The organism is Teichococcus aestuarii, from assembly GCF_042651065.1.
Taxonomy (GTDB): domain Bacteria; phylum Pseudomonadota; class Alphaproteobacteria; order Acetobacterales; family Acetobacteraceae; genus Pseudoroseomonas; species Pseudoroseomonas aestuarii.
In genome coordinates, this window is the sequence record NZ_JBHSCH010000002.1 from 26355 (window position 1) to 41639 (window position 15285).

The following is a 15285-nucleotide window of genomic DNA, read 5'->3' on the forward strand; positions in this document are numbered from 1 at the left end:
CGAAGCAAGCTCTTTCTGAAGCAAGCTCTTTCTCCGGCCCCCGCCCTCCGGCGGCCTCAGCGTGGCGGCGGCAGCTCCTGCCCCGGCTCCGGCTCCGGCGCCGCCGCCTCGGCCAGGGCCTCCTGCGCGGCGGCCTCTTCGCGCTCCACCGCCGCCTCCTGCGCCACGGCCACCAGCTCGGTGCTGACCGGCTGCACGGGCATGACGAGGAAGTCCTCCTTCGCCTCCGGCGCGGCGCGCTGGCGCATGCGGTAGAGGCCCCACAGCGCGATCAGCAGCTGGGCGGACAGGATCAGCCAGCCGAGGCCCGGATTGCCCAGCGTGGTCATGGCCGTGCCGCCGATGATCGGGCCCAGCGCCGAGCCGGCGCCCCACAGGATCAGCAGCCCGCCCGAGGCGGCGGCGAACTCGCCCGGCGGCACGTGGTCGTTCACATGCGCCAGGATCAGGCTGTAGCCGGGGATCACCATGGCGCCGAACAGCGCTACCAGGCTGTAGGCCATCCAGCGCGGCGGGTCCTCGGGCACCAGCAGCACCATCCACAGCAGCGCCGCCGTGGACAGGATGGACAGGCCGACGATCAGCCCGCGCCGGTCGATGCGGTCGGACAGCCAGCCCACCGGCCAGGTGGCGGCGAAGCCGCCCAGCGAGCCGCAGGCCATGAACACCGCCACCGCCGCCGCCTCCAGCCCCAGCCGCTGCGCGAAGAGCGGCCCGAGCGCGTAATAGGCGCCGGTGCTGATGCCGCTGAGGAAGGCCGCCACCACGCCGAAGGGCGACTGCCCGTAGAGACGGCCGAGATTCAGCTCGGCGTCGCCATCCGGCTGCGCCGGCGCCTGGGCGCGGGAGAGCACCACCGGCACCAGGGCGAAGGAGATGATCATGGAGATGACGCAGAACAGCGCGAAGCCGCGCGGCGAACCCATGGTCAGCAGCATCTGCCCGGCCACGCCGGCAATCATGCCGGTCATGCCGTAGACGCTGAGGATCTGCCCGCGCACGGAGGCGTTGGCGGCGCCGTTCAGCCAGCTTTCCACCACGATGAACAGGCCGGCGAAGCAGAAGCCGGTGAGCGCCCGCGTCACCGGCCAGACCCAGGGGTCCATCGCCAGCAGGTGCAGCAGCGGCGCCATGGAGGCGATGGCGGCCAGCGCCGCGAAGGCCCGCGTGTGCCCCACCATCCGCACCAGCCGCCCGCCGCGCAGCGAGCCCAGCATCAGCCCGACATAGAAGCCGGAGCCGACCAGGCCGATCTCGGTGGCGGTGAATCCCTCCAGCCCGCCGCGCACGGCCAGCAGGGAGGATTGCAGCGTGTTGCCCATCTGCAGCAGCGCGTAGCCGAACAGCAGGGCAAAGACGGTGGCCAGGGTGCTGGCGAGGGAGGATGGCACGGCAAGGCTCCGCGGCGTGCAAGGGGCCGGGAGGCCCCGTGGGAGGGCGGCCCGCTACGATTCCGCCAGCATGGCGGCGCGCGGCGCACCGGCCCCCAAGGGGCGGCGCGGGGTGGCGGCCGCGCCCCACGCCGCCCTTGCGGGCTGGCGCGGGGCGCGGGCGCATCACATGCCGAGGGCGCGGCGGTAGAGATCGAGCAGGGTCTCCTGCTCCTCCACCTCGGCCGGCTCCTGCTTGCGGATGCGCAGGATCTGCTTGATCACCTTCACCTCGAAGCCGGCCGACTTGGCCTCGGCGAAGATGTCCTTGATGTCGTCGGCGAGGGCCTTGCGCTCCTCCTCCAGCCGCTCCACCCGCTCGATGATCGAGCGCAGGCGGTCGGCGGCGATGCCGCCCACTTCCGCCTCGGGATCGGCCTCCTGGCGCTCGCGGCTGGCCTGGGCCTCCTGCGCGTCGAAATCGCTCATCATCGTCTCCAGAAACGGACCAGACCCGGCGCCGGAAGGCGGCGCCGGAGGGGCGCGGGTATAGCGGCGCCGGCCAGGGCGGGCAAATGGATCGGGACTGCGCCCCTCCCCCCTCTCCCGCTTCCCGGCACCCCGGTTCAGTGCCCCGGATTGCTGGCCGCGAACTTCGCCTTCTGCTCGGCCGAGGCCTCCTTCTGGTGCTTCGCCTGCCACTCCTTGTAGGGCATGCCGTAGATGGCCTCGCGCGCCTCCGGGTCCGGCAGGGCGATGCCGCGCGCCTCGGCGGCCTCGCGGTACCAGCGGCTGAGGCAGTTCCGGCAGAAGCCGGAGAGGTTCATCAGGTCGATGTTCTGCACATCCGTCCGCTCCCGCAGGTGCTCGACGAGGCGGCGGAAGGCGGCGGCCTCCAGCTCGGTGCGGGTGGCGGGGTCGATCTCGGTGGTCATGGCATGGGCCTCCTTGCTCAGCGCCCAAGGTGGGGCCGGCACCACCCTCCTGCCAAGGCACCCCCCTGACGCGAGGCCCCCCGTGCCCCATATCGGGGAGGACTGCCCTGCCCCGCGCGGGGTCCTTCTCCATCCCCGCAACCCGCCTGGGGAGGCATATCCATGATCCGCTACTCCGTCCTCGACCTCGCGCCCATCAAGCAGGGCGAGGAAGCCAGCCACGCCTTCCACAACGCCCGGGACCTGGCGCAGCACGCCGAGCGCCTGGGCTACCATCGCTTCTGGCTGGCCGAGCACCACAACATGCCGGGCATCGCCAGCGCCGCCACGGCGGTGGTGATCGGCCATGTGGCGGCCGGCACCTCCACCATCCGCGTGGGCTCGGGCGGGGTGATGCTGCCCAACCACGCGCCGCTGGTCATCGCCGAGCAGTTCGGCACGCTGAACGCCCTCTTCCCTGGCCGCATCGACCTCGGCCTCGGCCGCGCGCCGGGCACCGACATGCGGACCGCCCGCGCGCTCCGGCGCAACCTCTCCGGCGACGTGGACAGCTTCCCGCAGGATGTGGTGGAGCTGCGCGCCTGGTTCGCGCCGGTGCAGCCCGGCCAGCCGGTGCAGGCGGTGCCGGGCGGCGGCATGGAGGTGCCGCTCTGGCTGCTGGGCTCCAGCCTCTACAGCGCGCAACTGGCGGCGGCGCTGGGGCTGCCCTTCGCCTTCGCCTCGCATTTCGCGCCGCAGGCGATGATGCAGGCGTTGGAAATCTATCGCGAGGGCTTCCGCCCCTCCGCCCAGCTCGACCGCCCCTACAGCATGGCGGCGATGAACATCTTCGCTGCCGACACGGATGCGGAGGGCGAACGCCTGTTCACCTCCCTGCAGCAGCAGTTCCTGAACCTGCGCCGCGGCACGCCGGGCAAGCTGCCGCCGCCGGCCGAGGATGTGGCGGCGCTGCAGCACGAGGCCCGCTATGCCGGCGTCGGCCAGAGCCTCTCCTGCTCGGCGGTGGGGTCACCCGAGACGGTGCGGCGCCAGATCGGGGAATTCGTGGAGAAGACGGGCGTGGACGAGCTGATGCTGACCGGGCAGATCTACGATCACACGGCCCGGCTTCGTTCCTTCAGCATCGCCGCCGAGATCTGCCGCGAGCTGGTGCGGCAGCCCGAAGCGGCGCACTGAACCGTCAGGCGCCGATCCTTGCCGCCCCTGCGGCCTTCCGGGAGGAAGGCCTCAGGGGTTCTGCTCCGTGTGATCGACATCCTCGCCCGCATCCCGCCCATAGGCGCGGAGTGGGGCACCAGGGGGGTGGAGGACGGGATCGCCGCCTTCGGCACGCTCGAGGTGCGATTTCAGGCTCTGCAGGGCCGCCTCCATGCCGTGCGCCAGGGCCTCCTGGGGCGTCTCCCGCTCCGTGGGGTCGTTGGGCTGGGCGGTGTCGGTGCCGAGCGTCAGGAAAAGGCGGGCCACCTTTCCCTCGCCCTCCACCCGCCACTCGCCGCTCGGAGCGAACGGCCAGCGCACCGTGAGGGCGGCCTTGTCCGCAGAGAGCTTGCCCTCCGGCGGGCCGGTCTCCTCGCGCCGAAGGTGGGGCAGCCATTCCCGCCAGTGGCGGATGTCCGCCACATAGGCGAAGACCTCGGCGGCGGGACGGCTGATGGTGATGCTCTGTTGCATGATGCCATCAACGCGCCGCCGCGATGCCGGTTGCTGGCGGGGCGTCGCCGCCCCGCTGGCGTTCAGGCGTTCAGGCGTTGCCGGAGAGGTAGTCCATGGCGGCCTTCACGCCGCCTTCCTTGTGCGGCACGCCGGCGATGCGCAGCCCCATCTCGACGCCCGAGAGCGTGCCCATCAGCGCCAGGTCGTTGAAGTCGCCCAGGTGGCCGATGCGGAACACCCGGTCGTTCAGCCGCCCGAGGCCATTGCCGAGCGACATGTTGAACTTCTCCAGGATGGCGGCGCGCAGCGCGTTGGCCGAGTGGCCCTCCGGCAGCCGCACGGCGGTCAGCACGGAGGAATAGTGGCGCGGGTCCTCGCACTGCACCTCCAGCCCCCAGGCGCGCACGGCGCGGCGGGTGGCCTCGGCGTGGCGGTCGTGGCGGGCGAAGACGTTCTCCAGCCCCTCGGCCAGCAGCAGGTCCAGCGCCGTGTCCAGCGCGTAGAGCATGTTGGTGGCCGGGGTGTAGGGGAAGTAGCCGGTGGCGTTGGAGGCGATCATCGGCTTCCAGTCCCAGAAGCTGCGCGGCAGCTTCGCACCCTCGCTGGCCTTCAGCGCCTTCTCGGAGACAGCGTTGAAGGACAGGCCCGGCGGCAGCATCAGCCCCTTCTGGCTGCCCGAGACGGTGACATCGACGCCCCATTCGTCATGCCGGTAGTCCATCGAGCCGAGCGAGGAGATGGTGTCCACCAGCAGCAGCGCCGGGTGGCCGGTGGCGTCCATCGCCGCCCGCACCTCGGCGATGCGCGAGGTGCAGCCCGTGCTGGTCTCGTTGTGCACGACGCAGACGGCCTTGATGGCGTGCGCCGTATCCGCCCGCAGCCGGGCCTCGATGCCGGGCACGTCGGCGGCGCGGCGCCAGTCGGTCTGGATCAGCTCGGGCTTCAGCCCCAGCCGCTCGGCCATCTCGCGCCAGAGGAAGGCGAACTGCCCCGTCTCGCACATCAGCACCGTGTCGCCGGGGGAGAGGGTGTTGACCAGCGCCGCCTCCCACGCGCCCGTGCCGGAGGCGGGGTAGATGATCACCGGCTGCTCGGTCTTGAAGACCTGCTTCACCTTCTCCAGCAGCTGCTTGCCGAACAGGCCGAAATCCGGGCCGCGATGGTCCATGGTCGGGTTGTCCATGGCGCGCAGCACGCGGTCCGGCACGTTGGAAGGCCCCGGGATCTGCAGGAAATGCCGGCCGGCGGTGGGCTTGGACTGGAAATAGGCCATGGATCGCTTCCTTCCCTGGACGGGCTGATGGCCCGATCTCTTACGGGCGGTCCATGTGCCGCGCCAATGAGTTCGGCTCGTGGGATTGATGAGCATTATAGATCGGACAGGAGCGCCCGGCTGCGCTAGGGAGAAGGCACTCTCCTGCCCCGCAGGCTGCCACCCAGGGAACGCCCGATGAACGCCATCCACCACTCCAAGGTCCGCCCCGGCGACCCGGCCCTGGCGGCGCGGCTGAAGCGCGAGACCGAGGGCGAGGTGAAGTTCGCCCCCGCCGACCGCGGCCGCTATGCCACCGATGCCAGCATCTACCAGGTGGAGCCGGTCGGCGTGCTGGTGCCGAAGACCATCGCGGACGTGCAGGCGGCGCTGGCCATCTGCCGCGAGGCCGGCGTGCCCGTGCTGCCGCGCGGCGGCGGCACCAGCCAGTGCGGCCAGACCGTCAACCGCGCCCTGGTGATCGACTGCACGAAGCATCTGCGCCGCGTGCTGGAGGTGGACGAGGCGGCCGGCATCGCCCGCGTCGAGCCTGGCATCGCCCTCGGCGCGCTGAACGACGCGCTGAAGTCCCGCAAGAAGTTCTTCCCCGTCGATCCCTCCACCTGGGCGCGCTGCACCATCGGCGGCATGGCCGGCAACAATTCCTGTGGCAGCAAGTCCATCCGCTACGGGCTGATGGCCGACAACGTGCTGGCCATCGACGCGCTGCTGGCCAGCGGCGAGCGGCATACCTTCGGCGAGCTGCCGGACAATCTCGGGGCCGGGATGCCGGCTGGCGTCGCCGCGCTGGTGCAGTCGCTGCGCGCCCTGGGGGCGGCCGAGGCGGAGGAGATCGCGGCGCGCTTCCCGAAGCAGTTGCGCCGCGTCGGCGGCTACAACATCGAGGCGCTGACCCCCGCCGCGCGCGCCGAGGGTCGCGGCAACCTGGCGCGGCTGCTGGTGGGCAGCGAGGGGACGCTCGCCTTCTCCGCCTCGCTGGACCTGAAGCTGTGGCCGATCAAGCCGCGCAAGGTGCTGGGCATCTGCCAGTTTCCCACCTTCCGCGCCGCCATGGCCGCCAGCCAGCACCTCGTCACGCTGAACCCCGAGGCGGTCGAACTGGTGGACCGCACCATGATCGACCTCGGCCGCTCCATCCCGATCTACCGCGCCACCATCGATCAGATCGTGCGCGGCGAGCCGGACAGCCTGCTCATCGTCGAGTTCCACGGCGATGACGACGCGGCCCTGCTGCGCGACCTCGACCGGCTGGACGAGATGATGGGCGATCTCGGCTACCCCGGCGCCGTGGTGCGCGCCACCGACGCCGCCCTCCAGGCCAGCATCGCCGAGGTGCGCGAGGCGGGGCTCAACATCATGATGAGCATGAAGGGCGACGGGAAGCCGGTCTCTTTCATCGAGGACACGGCGGTCGACCTGCCCGACCTCGCCGACTACACCGAGCGGCTGAACGCGGTGTTCGAGCGCCACGGCACCAAGGGCACCTGGTACGCCCATGCCAGCGTCGGCTGCCTGCATGTGCGGCCCGTGCTGAACATGAAGGATGGCGCGGATGTCGCGAAGATGCGCGCCATCGCCGAGGAGTGCTTCGCCCTCGTCCGCGAATACAAGGGCAGCCATTCGGGCGAGCACGGGGATGGCATCGTCCGTTCCGAGTTCCACGAGAGCATGTTCGGCGCCCGCATCGTCCGCGCCTTCGAGGCGGTGAAGGACGGCTTCGACCCGGAGGGGCTGCTCAACCCCGGCCGCGTCGTCCGCGCGCCGCGCATGGATGACCGCTCCCTGTTCCGCTACCCGCCCGGCTACCGCGCGGACGAGACGGTGAAGCCGGCGCTGGACTGGTCCGCCTGGCCCGGGCCGCAGGGCGGTTTCCTCGGCGCCGTCGAGATGTGCAACAACAACGGCACCTGCCGGAAGTTCGACGCCAACGTCATGTGCCCCTCCTTCCGCGTGACGCGGGAGGAGCAGCACCTGACGCGCGGCCGCGCCAACACGCTGCGCCTGGCGCTGACGGGCCAGCTCGGGCCGGACGCGCTGGCCGGCGACGAGGTGGCCGAGGCACTCTCGCTCTGCGTCTCCTGCAAGGGCTGCAAGCGGGAATGCCCGACCGGCGTGGACATGGCCAAGATGAAGATCGAGGTGCAGCACGCAAGGGCGCGGAAGCATGGCATCAAGCTGAAGGACCGCATCATCGCCGAGCTGCCGCGCTGGGCGCCCTGGGCAGCGCGGCTGCCGGAGGTGGCCAATGCGCGCGACACCATCCCCGGCCTCGCCGGCCTCTCCGAGCGGATGCTGGGCTTGGCCGCCGGCCGCACCCTGCCGAAGTTCCGCCGCGACGTGTTCCGCGACCGCGAGGCGGTAACGGGCGGCCCCAAGCGGGAGGTGCTGCTCTTCGCCGACACCTTCAACCGCTACTACGAGCCGGAGGTGCTGCGCGACGCGGTGACGGTGCTGGGCCATGCCGGCTACCGCGTGCGCCCGGCCCGGGCGCCGGAGGGCCGCCCGCTCTGCTGCGGCCGCACCTACCTCGCCGCTGGCATGGTGGACCGCGCGCGGGAGGAGGCCCGGCGCACGCTGGAGGCGCTCTCCGGAACCGATGCGCCGGTGATCGGGCTGGAGCCCTCCTGCCTCACCACCCTGCGCGACGAGTTCCTCTCCCTCCTCCCCGGGGAGGAGAGCCGGAAGCTCTCGGAGCGCGCCTTCCTCGCCACCGAGTTCCTGGCGAAGGAGGATGGGCTACTGCCGCTGCACGGCATCCAGGCCCCCCGCGCCCATATCCACGGCCATTGCCACCAGAAGGCCTTCGGCGCCTTCCCGGCGGCGGTGAAGACGCTGCGCCGCATCCCCGGGCTGGAGGTGGCGCCCATCGCCTCCTCCTGCTGCGGCATGGCGGGCAGCTTCGGCTACGAGGCGAAGAACCTGGAGGCGAGCAAGGCGATGGCGGAGCTTTCCCTGATCCCGGCGGTGCGCGCGGCGGCACCGGAAGACCTGATCGTGGCGGACGGCACCTCCTGCCGCCACCAGATCCGCGACCTCGCGGGGCGCGAGGCGCTGCACTCGGTGCAGGTGCTGGCCCGCGCGGCGCGCCCGGCATGAGCCTCTCCCCGCCGGATGTCCTCGGCTTCTGGTTCGGCGACGACGCCACGGTGTTCCGCCCCCGCTGGTTCCAGCGCGACGACGCCTTCGACGAGGCCATCCGCGCCCGCTTCGGCGCGGCGGTGGACCCGGCGCGGGAGGGGACGCTGGATGGCTGGGCGGAGACGCCGGAGGGCGGCCTGGCGCTGATGATCCTGCTCGACCAGTTCCCCCGCAACCTGTTCCGCGGCACGCCGCGGGCCTTCGCCAGCGATGCCCATGCCCGCGCCACCGCCCGCCAGGTGGTGCTGGAGCGGCGGCACGACCTGGCGCTGCACCCGGTGCAGCGGAGCTTCCTCTACCTGCCCTTCGAGCATTCCGAGGCGATGGCCGACCAGGAGCTTTCCGTCGCGCTGTTCGAGGGCCTGCGGGACCACGCGCCGTCCCGCCAGCCCGGCGGCGTCATCGACTATGCCTGGCGGCACCGGGCCGTAATCCGCCGCTTCGGCCGCTTCCCGCACCGGAACGCGGCGCTGGGGCGGGCGGACACCGCCGCCGAGGCCGCCTATCTCGCGCAGCCCGGCGCCGGCTTCTGAAGGCCGGCGCGGCGGCGGGGCCGGTTTCGCCGCGCCCGATTCACAAGAACGTGCGCCGAATCCGGCCTTCCCCGCGGCGCGGCGTGGGCGGCACCGCCCCGCCGCCGCATCGTGTGCTGTCCCACCCCAGATCGCAGGGCGATTTCCCGCCTAAAACAGCAGTTTAGCCAGTCTGGACCGAACTCTGTGACAGTTTCGCCACAGGCCCCATTCATTGCAAAACCGTACCGCAACTTGGAGATGAAACTCTGGTTTTCCCTGCGCCCGTCCACTGGGTTGCCAAGGAATATGACCATGACGCTTCGTCGCCTGCTTCTCGCCGCCACCGTCCTCGCCACGCCGGGCGTTGCCCTTGCCCAGGGCACCTCTTCCTCTCCCTGGTACTCGCCCATGGGCTGGCTGCCGACCGCCGCGGCCGAGCCGGTCTCGGGCGTCTATATCGGCGCCGGCGCCGGCTGGAACCACTCCGACGCGCGTGGCCTGACGGCCCAGGGCGGCAACGCCGCCTACTTCGACGGCACCTCGGGCAACCGTCAGGGCAACCTCGGCTTCGAGGAGGGCTTCATGGGCGCCCTCTCGGTCGGCTACGGCTTTGGCAACGGCTTCCGCACCGAGATCGAGGGCAGCTACCGCTACAACAACGTCGACCGCCTGGGCGGTTTCCAGAACCGCGCCGGCGGCGCGCCGGGCGTGGCCTTCCGCAACATCGACGGCGACATGCAGCAGTACGCCGTGATGGCGAACGTGTTCTACGACTTCCAGCTGCCGCGCTGGTTCCCGAACATGCCGGTGGCCGTGGTCCCCTACATCGGCGGTGGCGTGGGCTACATGTGGACGGAGCTGGAAGCCAGCGGCGCCCGCCTGCCGGCCGGCGCCAACAGCGTCCGCATCGATGACTCCGCCGGCCAGTTCGCCTATCAGGGCATCGCCGGCCTGGCCTTCCCGATCACCGCCGTGCCGGGCCTCTCGGTCACCGCCGAGTACCGCTACACGGGCGCGCTGCAGACCAAGTTCGACGGCACGGTGCGCAACCCGGCGGGCGGCGTCGTCTCGCGCGGCAGCTACGAGGTGGACCAGGCGCACAACCACTCCGCCATGCTGGGCCTGCGCTACGCCTTCAACCAGCCGGTGCCGGCCGCGCCCGTGCCGGTCGTGGCGCCCGCGCCCGCCGCTGCCCCGGCTCCGGCCCGCACCTATCTGGTGTTCTTCGACTTCGACCGCGCCGACCTGACGGACCGCGCCCGCCAGATCATCGCCGAGGCCGCCCAGAACAGCAGCCGCGTGCAGACCACCCGCATCGAGATCGCCGGCCACGCCGACCGCTCGGGCTCGCCGCAGTACAACCAGCGCCTCTCGCAGCGCCGCGCCGATGCGGTCGCCGCCGAGCTGGTCCGCCTCGGTGTCGCCCGCTCCGCCATCGGCGTGCAGGCCTTCGGCGAGAGCCGCCCGCTGGTGCCGACGGCCGACGGCGTGCGCGAGCCGCAGAACCGCCGCGTCGAGATCGTCCTGCGCTGATCACGCAGGCCGGTTCCGCACGGAACGAGAGGGGGGCGCCGCGAGGCGCCCCTTTTTTCATGCCGCCCTCCGCGCGGCGGCGGCATGAAAAAAGGGCGGGGCGCCATGGCGCCCCGCCCGGCCGGGTGGGTGTAATCCCTCAGTTCATCCGCGTGGGCGGGTCGCCCGGCGGGTCTCCGAGCGGCGGGATGTCCGGCGCATCCGGCGTCGGCTGGTCCGGCCCCGGCGGCTCGTCGATCGGCGGCTCCGGCAGGTCCGGGCCCGGCGGCTCGCCGGGCGGCGGCATCGGCGCCGGCGGGTCGGTCGGCGGGATCGGGATCTGCGCCCGGATGCCGGTGTCTGGCAGGCCTTGGACTCGCATGGGGTCCCTCACTCCTGTTCAAGGATAGAAGCGGGCGGGGCGGCCATGGGTTGCCGCCCCGGGCGCCGAATTCGCCCCGCATGGCGTGAGGCACAGCCATGACATCTCTTATGTTGCAGCGCACAAAAATTCTCCCCTAGTCTGAGGCTGAGGGAAAGCCGTGCACGGCCTCGACTGACGGAGAGTCGGATGCGACGTAGGGATTTTGTCCGCCATGCCTCGGCGGGGCTGCTGGCCGCGCCCGCCCTCCTGGCCGCGGGCCGGGCCAGGGCGGTGGAGCCGGTCGATGTGGAGCTGGCGCTGGCAGTGGATGTCAGCCGCTCGGTGGACGCGGAGGAGCAGGAGCTGCAATTCCGCGGCTATGCCGCCGCCTTCCGGGACCCGCGCCTGCTGGACGGCATCGCGCGCGGGGCGATCGGTTCCATCGCCGTATGCTTCTTCACCTGGTCCGACTGGAACGTGCAGGAGCTGCTGGTGCCCTGGGCGCGCATCGACGGGCGGGAGAGCGGCGAGCGCTTCGCCGCCGCCATCGACGCCGCGCCGCGCCGCACGCACCTCTACACCTCGATCTCCGCCGCCATCGACTACGCGGCCACGCTGTTCGGCCAGGGCTACGAGGGCACGCGCCAGGTGGTGGACATCTCCGGCGACGGCGTGAACAACTCCGGCCGGCCGCTGGCCCAGGCGCGCGCCGACGCGCTGTCACGCGGCATCATCCTGAACGGCCTGGCGGTGCTGGACCGCACCCCGCCCCCCGCGCAGTTCGCCAACCTCACCCCGCCGCTCGACGACTACTACCGGGACGAGGTGATCGGCGGCCCGGGCGCCTTCCTGATGGTGGCGGAGGGCTTCCAGGCCTTCGAGGGCGCGGTGCGGCGCAAGATCATCCGCGAGATCGCCAGCAATCCGCCGCCCGGCCCGCTGGTGGAGCGCGCCTACGCCTGAGGGCGGGCGCGCTGCCCTGCGCGCCCCGCAGCCCCGTCCCCCGGCCCCGCCCTCTGGCGCCGGGGCGTGCCCGGGCGCATGGTCGGCGCCTCTGCCCCCACAGGAGGAAACGGCGCCGGATGCAAGAGGAAAACGATGGCCTGCCGCAGCCGCAGCGGCTCTGGGCGATCCTGGCGCTCGCCGTCTCCATCGCCATGGCGGTCATGGATTCCTCCATCGCCAATGTCGCCCTCCCCGCCATCGCGGCCGATCTGCGCGTGCCGCCTTCCGACGCCATCCTGGTGGTGAACGCCTACCAGATCGCCGTGGTGATGGCGCTGCTGCCGCTGGCCTCGCTGGGCGAGCTGATCGGGCATGAGAAGGTCTATCGCACGGGGCTGGCGCTGTTCGTCATCGCCTCGCTGTTCTGCGCCATGGCCGATTCCCTCACCGGCCTCGCCACCGCGCGGGCCGTGCAGGGGCTGGGCGCGGCCGGGCTGATGAGCGTCAACACCGCGCTGGTGCGCTTCATCTACCCGCAGCGCCTGCTGGGGCAGGGCGTGGGTGTCAACGCGCTGGTGGTGGCCATCTCCTCCGTGCTCGGGCCGACGGTGGCGGCAGGCATCCTGAGCGTGGCGCACTGGCCCTGGATCTTCGCCGTAAACATTCCGGTGGGCGCGCTGGCGTTGCTGCTCGCCATCCGCTTCCTGCCCGCCACGCCGCGCGCCCGGCGCCGCTTCGACGCGGCCAGCGCCCTGCTCAGCGCCGCCACCTTCGGCCTGGTGATGACGGCGCTGGAGCAGTTCGCCCGCGGTGCCGCCCCCTGGCAGGCGGGGTTGATCCTGGCCGGCGGCGTGGCGGCCGGCATCGCCCTGGTGCGGCGCCAGGCCGGGCGGCCGGCGCCGCTGCTGCCGGTGGATCTGCTGCGCATCCCCATCTTCGCCCTGTCGGTCGCCACCGCCATCTGCTCCTTCGCCGCGCAGATGCTGGCCTTCGTGGCCCTGCCCTTCTTCCTGCAGCACGGCCTCGGCCGCAGCCAGGTGGAGACGGGGCTGCTGATGACACCCTGGCCGCTGGTGCTCATCATCGTCTCGCCGCTGGCCGGGCGTGCGTCCGACAAGCTGCCGGCCGGTTTGCTGGGCGGCCTCGGCCTCGGGCTGATGGCCACGGGGCTGGCGCTGCTGGCCTGGCTGCCCGAGGCGCCCACCGCCCTCGACATCGGCTGGCGCATGGCGCTGTGCGGCCTCGGCTTCGGGCTGTTCCAGAGCCCCAACAACCGCACCCTCCTCTCCTCCGCCCCGCGCGAGCGCAGCGGCGGCGCCAGTGGCATGCTCTCCACCTCCCGCCTGCTGGGGCAGACCAGCGGCGCGGCGATGGCGGCCTTGACCTTGCGGCTGGCCGGGGAGAATGGCGCCACGGCGGCGCTCGGCGTCGCCGCCACCATCGCCGCCGGCGCGGCGCTGATCAGCTTCACACGCCTCACACCCCGCATCCGCTGAGATCGCCCTGCCAGGAGTGCCGCCCATGTCCGCCGAGCCGAAACACCCCTCCCCCGAGGCGCTGGGGGAGGAGATCCTGCGCCAGACCGCCGCCTGCGGCCCCGGCAAGTCCATCTGCCCGAGCGAGGTGGCGCGCGCCCTGATGCCGGACCCGCAATGGCGCAGCCTGATGACGCCGGTCCGCCACGCCGCGCTGCGGCTGCAGAAGGAAGGGCGCATCGAGATCCTGCGCAAGGGCAAGCCGGTGCCGGCCGAGGAGGTGCGCGGCGTCATCCGCCTGCGCGCCGCCGGCGCGGCCTGACGCGCGGGCCGCTTCCCTTCACCTGCGAGGTCGCTTTTCCATGCGGCGCATCCTTCCCTTCCTCGGCGAGGCCTGGGCGCTGGCGCGCCCCTACTGGAACAGCGAGGAACGCTGGCGCGCGCGTGGCCTGCTGGCCGTGGTCGTGCTGCTGAACCTGGCGCTGGTGGGCATGGGCGTGCTGCTCACCTACTGGCAGCGCGCCTTCTACAACGCGCTGGAGGCCAAGGACTTCGCGGCCTTCACCGGGCTGATCCTGTGGGGCCAGGGCGGCGAGGAAGGCTTCATGCCCGGCTTCTCGCTCATCGCCGCGGCCTACATCCTGGTGGGCGTCTATGCGCTGTATCTCCAGCAGGCGCTGCAGATCCGCTGGCGCCGCTGGCTGACCGACCGGATGCTCTCCGGCTGGCTGGAGAAGCGCGCCTATTACCGCGTCGCGCTGACCGATGCCGGCACCGACAACCCCGACCAGCGCATCGCCGACGACACCCGCCTCTATGTGGACGGCACCCTCGTCCTCGGCCTCGGGCTGATGAACGCGGTGGTGACGCTGGCCTCCTTCGTGGTGGTGCTGTGGGGCCTCTCGGGGCCGATGGAGGTCTTCGGCCTCTCCATCCCCGGCTACATGGTGTGGGTGGCGCTGCTCTATGCCGGGCTCGGCACCTGGCTGGCGCACCTGATCGGCCGCAAGCTGATCGGGCTGAACTTCCTGCAGCAGCGGGTGGAGGCGGATTTCCGCTACGCCCTGGTGCGCTTCCGCGAGACCATGGAGGGCGTGGCGCTGCATGGCGGCGAGGCGCAGGAGAAGCGCGGCCTGCTGGCCCGCTTCGGCGCCGTCATCCAGAACTGGTGGGGCATCATGCGCGCCACCAAGCAGCTCACCTTCTTCACCGCGGGCTACGGGCAGCTCGCGGTCATCTTCCCCATCGTCGTCGCGGCGCCCGCCTTCTTCGCCGGGCGCATCCAGCTCGGCGGGCTGATCCAGACCTCCTCCGCCTTCGGCGAGGTGCAGGGCTCGCTCTCCTGGATCGTCACCAACTACGCGCGGCTGACCGAGTGGCGCGCCACGGTGGAGCGCCTCACCGGCTTCCAGCGCGCCCTGCGGGCGGCGCAGGACGCGGCCGGCGAAGGCCCCTCCCTCACCGCCGGCGGCGGCGACGGGCTGCGGGTGGAGGCGCTCTCCATCGCCCTGCCCGATGGCCGCGCCCTGGCACAGGATGCCGCGCTGCACCTGGCGCCGGGCGAGGCGGTGGTCATCACCGGCGCCTCGGGCAGCGGCAAGTCCACCCTGTTCCGGGCGCTCGCCGGCATCTGGCCCTTCGGCACCGGGCGCATCGCGCTGCCGCCGGGCGAGGCGCTGTTCCTGCCGCAGCGCCCCTACATCCCGCTCGGCACGCTGCGCGCCGCCATCTGCTATCCGCACGATGCGGCGGAATATCCGGAGGCGGCCGTGGTGGCGGCGCTGGAACAGGCCGGCCTCGGCGCGCTGCGCGACCGGCTGGACGCGGTGGAGCCCTGGGAGCGCCGCCTCTCGGGCGGCGAGCAGCAGCGGCTGGCGCTGGCCCGCGCCCTGCTGCTGAAGCCGCGCTGGCTGTTCCTCGACGAGGCGACGGCCAGCCTCGACCCGGAGGCGGAGGAGCATCTCTACGCCACGCTGCGGCGCGAGCTGCCGGAGACCGCCATCCTCTCCATCGCTCACCGCCCCGCCGTGGTGCGCCACCACGACCGGGTGCTGCGCCTCTCGGAGGGGCGGATCGGTCCCGCCTGAAGGGGTGGCGCGGCCCCT

Annotated in this window: 14 protein-coding genes; 8 read left to right on the forward strand and 6 right to left on the reverse strand. The window is 72.1% G+C overall.

The window, feature by feature from the left end; translation table 11 throughout:
- Positions 1–56: 56 nt before the first annotated feature.
- From ACFOY6_RS01370 to ACFOY6_RS01380, 3 genes are all read right to left on the reverse strand, one after another.
- A complete protein-coding gene (locus tag ACFOY6_RS01370) occupies positions 57–1391 on the reverse strand; it encodes an MFS transporter (RefSeq protein ID WP_379648501.1) in 1335 nt (444 codons plus the stop codon).
- Between the two features lie 165 nt (positions 1392–1556).
- Positions 1557–1859, reverse strand: a complete 303-nt coding sequence (locus ACFOY6_RS01375; RefSeq protein WP_109518555.1) for a DUF2312 domain-containing protein — start codon at positions 1857–1859, stop codon at positions 1557–1559.
- Between the two features lie 137 nt (positions 1860–1996).
- Positions 1997–2305, reverse strand: a complete 309-nt coding sequence (locus tag ACFOY6_RS01380) for a DUF1244 domain-containing protein (RefSeq protein ID WP_109518554.1) — start codon at positions 2303–2305, stop codon at positions 1997–1999.
- A 162-nt stretch (positions 2306–2467) separates the two neighbouring features.
- On the opposite strand from ACFOY6_RS01380, the gene ACFOY6_RS01385 reads away from it, so the two are divergent.
- A complete protein-coding gene (locus ACFOY6_RS01385; RefSeq protein ID WP_109518553.1) occupies positions 2468–3481 on the forward strand; it encodes an LLM class flavin-dependent oxidoreductase in 1014 nt (337 codons plus the stop codon).
- A 51-nt stretch (positions 3482–3532) separates the two neighbouring features.
- On the opposite strand, the gene ACFOY6_RS01390 is transcribed toward ACFOY6_RS01385, so the two are convergent.
- Entirely contained in the window at positions 3533–3976 is a 444-nt protein-coding gene (locus ACFOY6_RS01390; RefSeq protein ID WP_109518552.1) for an SRPBCC family protein, read from the reverse strand.
- Positions 3977–4046: 70 nt separating this feature from the next.
- The gene (locus ACFOY6_RS01395) at positions 4047–5231 is read right to left on the reverse strand and encodes a pyridoxal-phosphate-dependent aminotransferase family protein (protein WP_109518551.1); all 1185 of its coding nucleotides are present in this window, start codon (positions 5229–5231) and stop codon (positions 4047–4049) included.
- A gap of 177 nt (positions 5232–5408) precedes the next feature.
- Between ACFOY6_RS01395 and ACFOY6_RS01400 the strand changes: the two genes are divergently transcribed.
- From ACFOY6_RS01400 to ACFOY6_RS01410, 3 genes are all read left to right on the forward strand, one after another.
- Positions 5409–8327, forward strand: coding sequence for an FAD-binding and (Fe-S)-binding domain-containing protein (locus tag ACFOY6_RS01400; protein ID WP_379648504.1), 2919 nt, complete (start codon positions 5409–5411; stop codon positions 8325–8327).
- Entirely contained in the window at positions 8324–8902 is a 579-nt protein-coding gene (locus ACFOY6_RS01405) for a DUF924 family protein (protein WP_379648506.1), read from the forward strand. The genes ACFOY6_RS01400 and ACFOY6_RS01405 overlap by 4 nt, the downstream gene beginning before the upstream one ends.
- Before the next feature lie 294 nt (positions 8903–9196).
- Positions 9197–10417, forward strand: a complete 1221-nt coding sequence (locus ACFOY6_RS01410; RefSeq protein WP_109518548.1) for an OmpA family protein — start codon at positions 9197–9199, stop codon at positions 10415–10417.
- 139 nt (positions 10418–10556) lie between these two features.
- On the opposite strand, the gene ACFOY6_RS01415 is transcribed toward ACFOY6_RS01410, so the two are convergent.
- Positions 10557–10778, reverse strand: coding sequence for a hypothetical protein (locus ACFOY6_RS01415; protein WP_109518547.1), 222 nt, complete (start codon positions 10776–10778; stop codon positions 10557–10559).
- Between the two features lie 189 nt (positions 10779–10967).
- On the opposite strand from ACFOY6_RS01415, the gene ACFOY6_RS01420 reads away from it, so the two are divergent.
- The 4 genes from ACFOY6_RS01420 to ACFOY6_RS01435 all read left to right on the forward strand — a co-directional run bounded on the left by ACFOY6_RS01420 (position 10968) and on the right by ACFOY6_RS01435 (position 15267).
- Positions 10968–11723 carry a DUF1194 domain-containing protein gene (locus tag ACFOY6_RS01420; protein ID WP_379648508.1) on the forward strand — a complete coding sequence of 252 codons (756 nt, stop codon included), beginning with the start codon at positions 10968–10970 and terminating at the stop codon, positions 11721–11723.
- A 119-nt stretch (positions 11724–11842) separates the two neighbouring features.
- Positions 11843–13201, forward strand: a complete 1359-nt coding sequence (locus ACFOY6_RS01425; protein WP_379648510.1) for an MFS transporter — start codon at positions 11843–11845, stop codon at positions 13199–13201.
- Between the two features lie 25 nt (positions 13202–13226).
- Positions 13227–13502 carry a DUF3253 domain-containing protein gene (locus ACFOY6_RS01430; protein WP_379633813.1) on the forward strand — a complete coding sequence of 92 codons (276 nt, stop codon included), beginning with the start codon at positions 13227–13229 and terminating at the stop codon, positions 13500–13502.
- A gap of 40 nt (positions 13503–13542) precedes the next feature.
- Positions 13543–15267, forward strand: coding sequence for an ABC transporter ATP-binding protein/permease (locus ACFOY6_RS01435; protein ID WP_379648512.1), 1725 nt, complete (start codon positions 13543–13545; stop codon positions 15265–15267).
- Positions 15268–15285: the final 18 nt, after the last annotated feature.

What these genes read in the sequence shown, in the direction of transcription:
- ACFOY6_RS01375 (WP_109518555.1), bottom strand. Translation starts at nt 1,859, where the DNA reads ATGAGCGATTTCGACGCGCAGGAGGCCCAGGCCAGCCGCGAGCGCCAG.
- ACFOY6_RS01380 (WP_109518554.1), bottom strand. Translation starts at nt 2,305, where the DNA reads ATGACCACCGAGATCGACCCCGCCACCCGCACCGAGCTGGAGGCCGCC.
- ACFOY6_RS01385 (WP_109518553.1), top strand. Translation starts at nt 2,468, where the DNA reads ATGATCCGCTACTCCGTCCTCGACCTCGCGCCCATCAAGCAGGGCGAG.
- ACFOY6_RS01390 (WP_109518552.1), bottom strand. Translation starts at nt 3,976, where the DNA reads ATGCAACAGAGCATCACCATCAGCCGTCCCGCCGCCGAGGTCTTCGCC.
- ACFOY6_RS01395 (WP_109518551.1), bottom strand. Translation starts at nt 5,231, where the DNA reads ATGGCCTATTTCCAGTCCAAGCCCACCGCCGGCCGGCATTTCCTGCAG.
- ACFOY6_RS01400 (WP_379648504.1), top strand. Translation starts at nt 5,409, where the DNA reads ATGAACGCCATCCACCACTCCAAGGTCCGCCCCGGCGACCCGGCCCTG.
- ACFOY6_RS01405 (WP_379648506.1), top strand. Translation starts at nt 8,324, where the DNA reads ATGAGCCTCTCCCCGCCGGATGTCCTCGGCTTCTGGTTCGGCGACGAC.
- ACFOY6_RS01410 (WP_109518548.1), top strand. Translation starts at nt 9,197, where the DNA reads ATGACGCTTCGTCGCCTGCTTCTCGCCGCCACCGTCCTCGCCACGCCG.
- ACFOY6_RS01415 (WP_109518547.1), bottom strand. Translation starts at nt 10,778, where the DNA reads ATGCGAGTCCAAGGCCTGCCAGACACCGGCATCCGGGCGCAGATCCCG.
- ACFOY6_RS01420 (WP_379648508.1), top strand. Translation starts at nt 10,968, where the DNA reads ATGCGACGTAGGGATTTTGTCCGCCATGCCTCGGCGGGGCTGCTGGCC.
- ACFOY6_RS01425 (WP_379648510.1), top strand. Translation starts at nt 11,843, where the DNA reads ATGCAAGAGGAAAACGATGGCCTGCCGCAGCCGCAGCGGCTCTGGGCG.
- ACFOY6_RS01430 (WP_379633813.1), top strand. Translation starts at nt 13,227, where the DNA reads ATGTCCGCCGAGCCGAAACACCCCTCCCCCGAGGCGCTGGGGGAGGAG.
- ACFOY6_RS01435 (WP_379648512.1), top strand. Translation starts at nt 13,543, where the DNA reads ATGCGGCGCATCCTTCCCTTCCTCGGCGAGGCCTGGGCGCTGGCGCGC.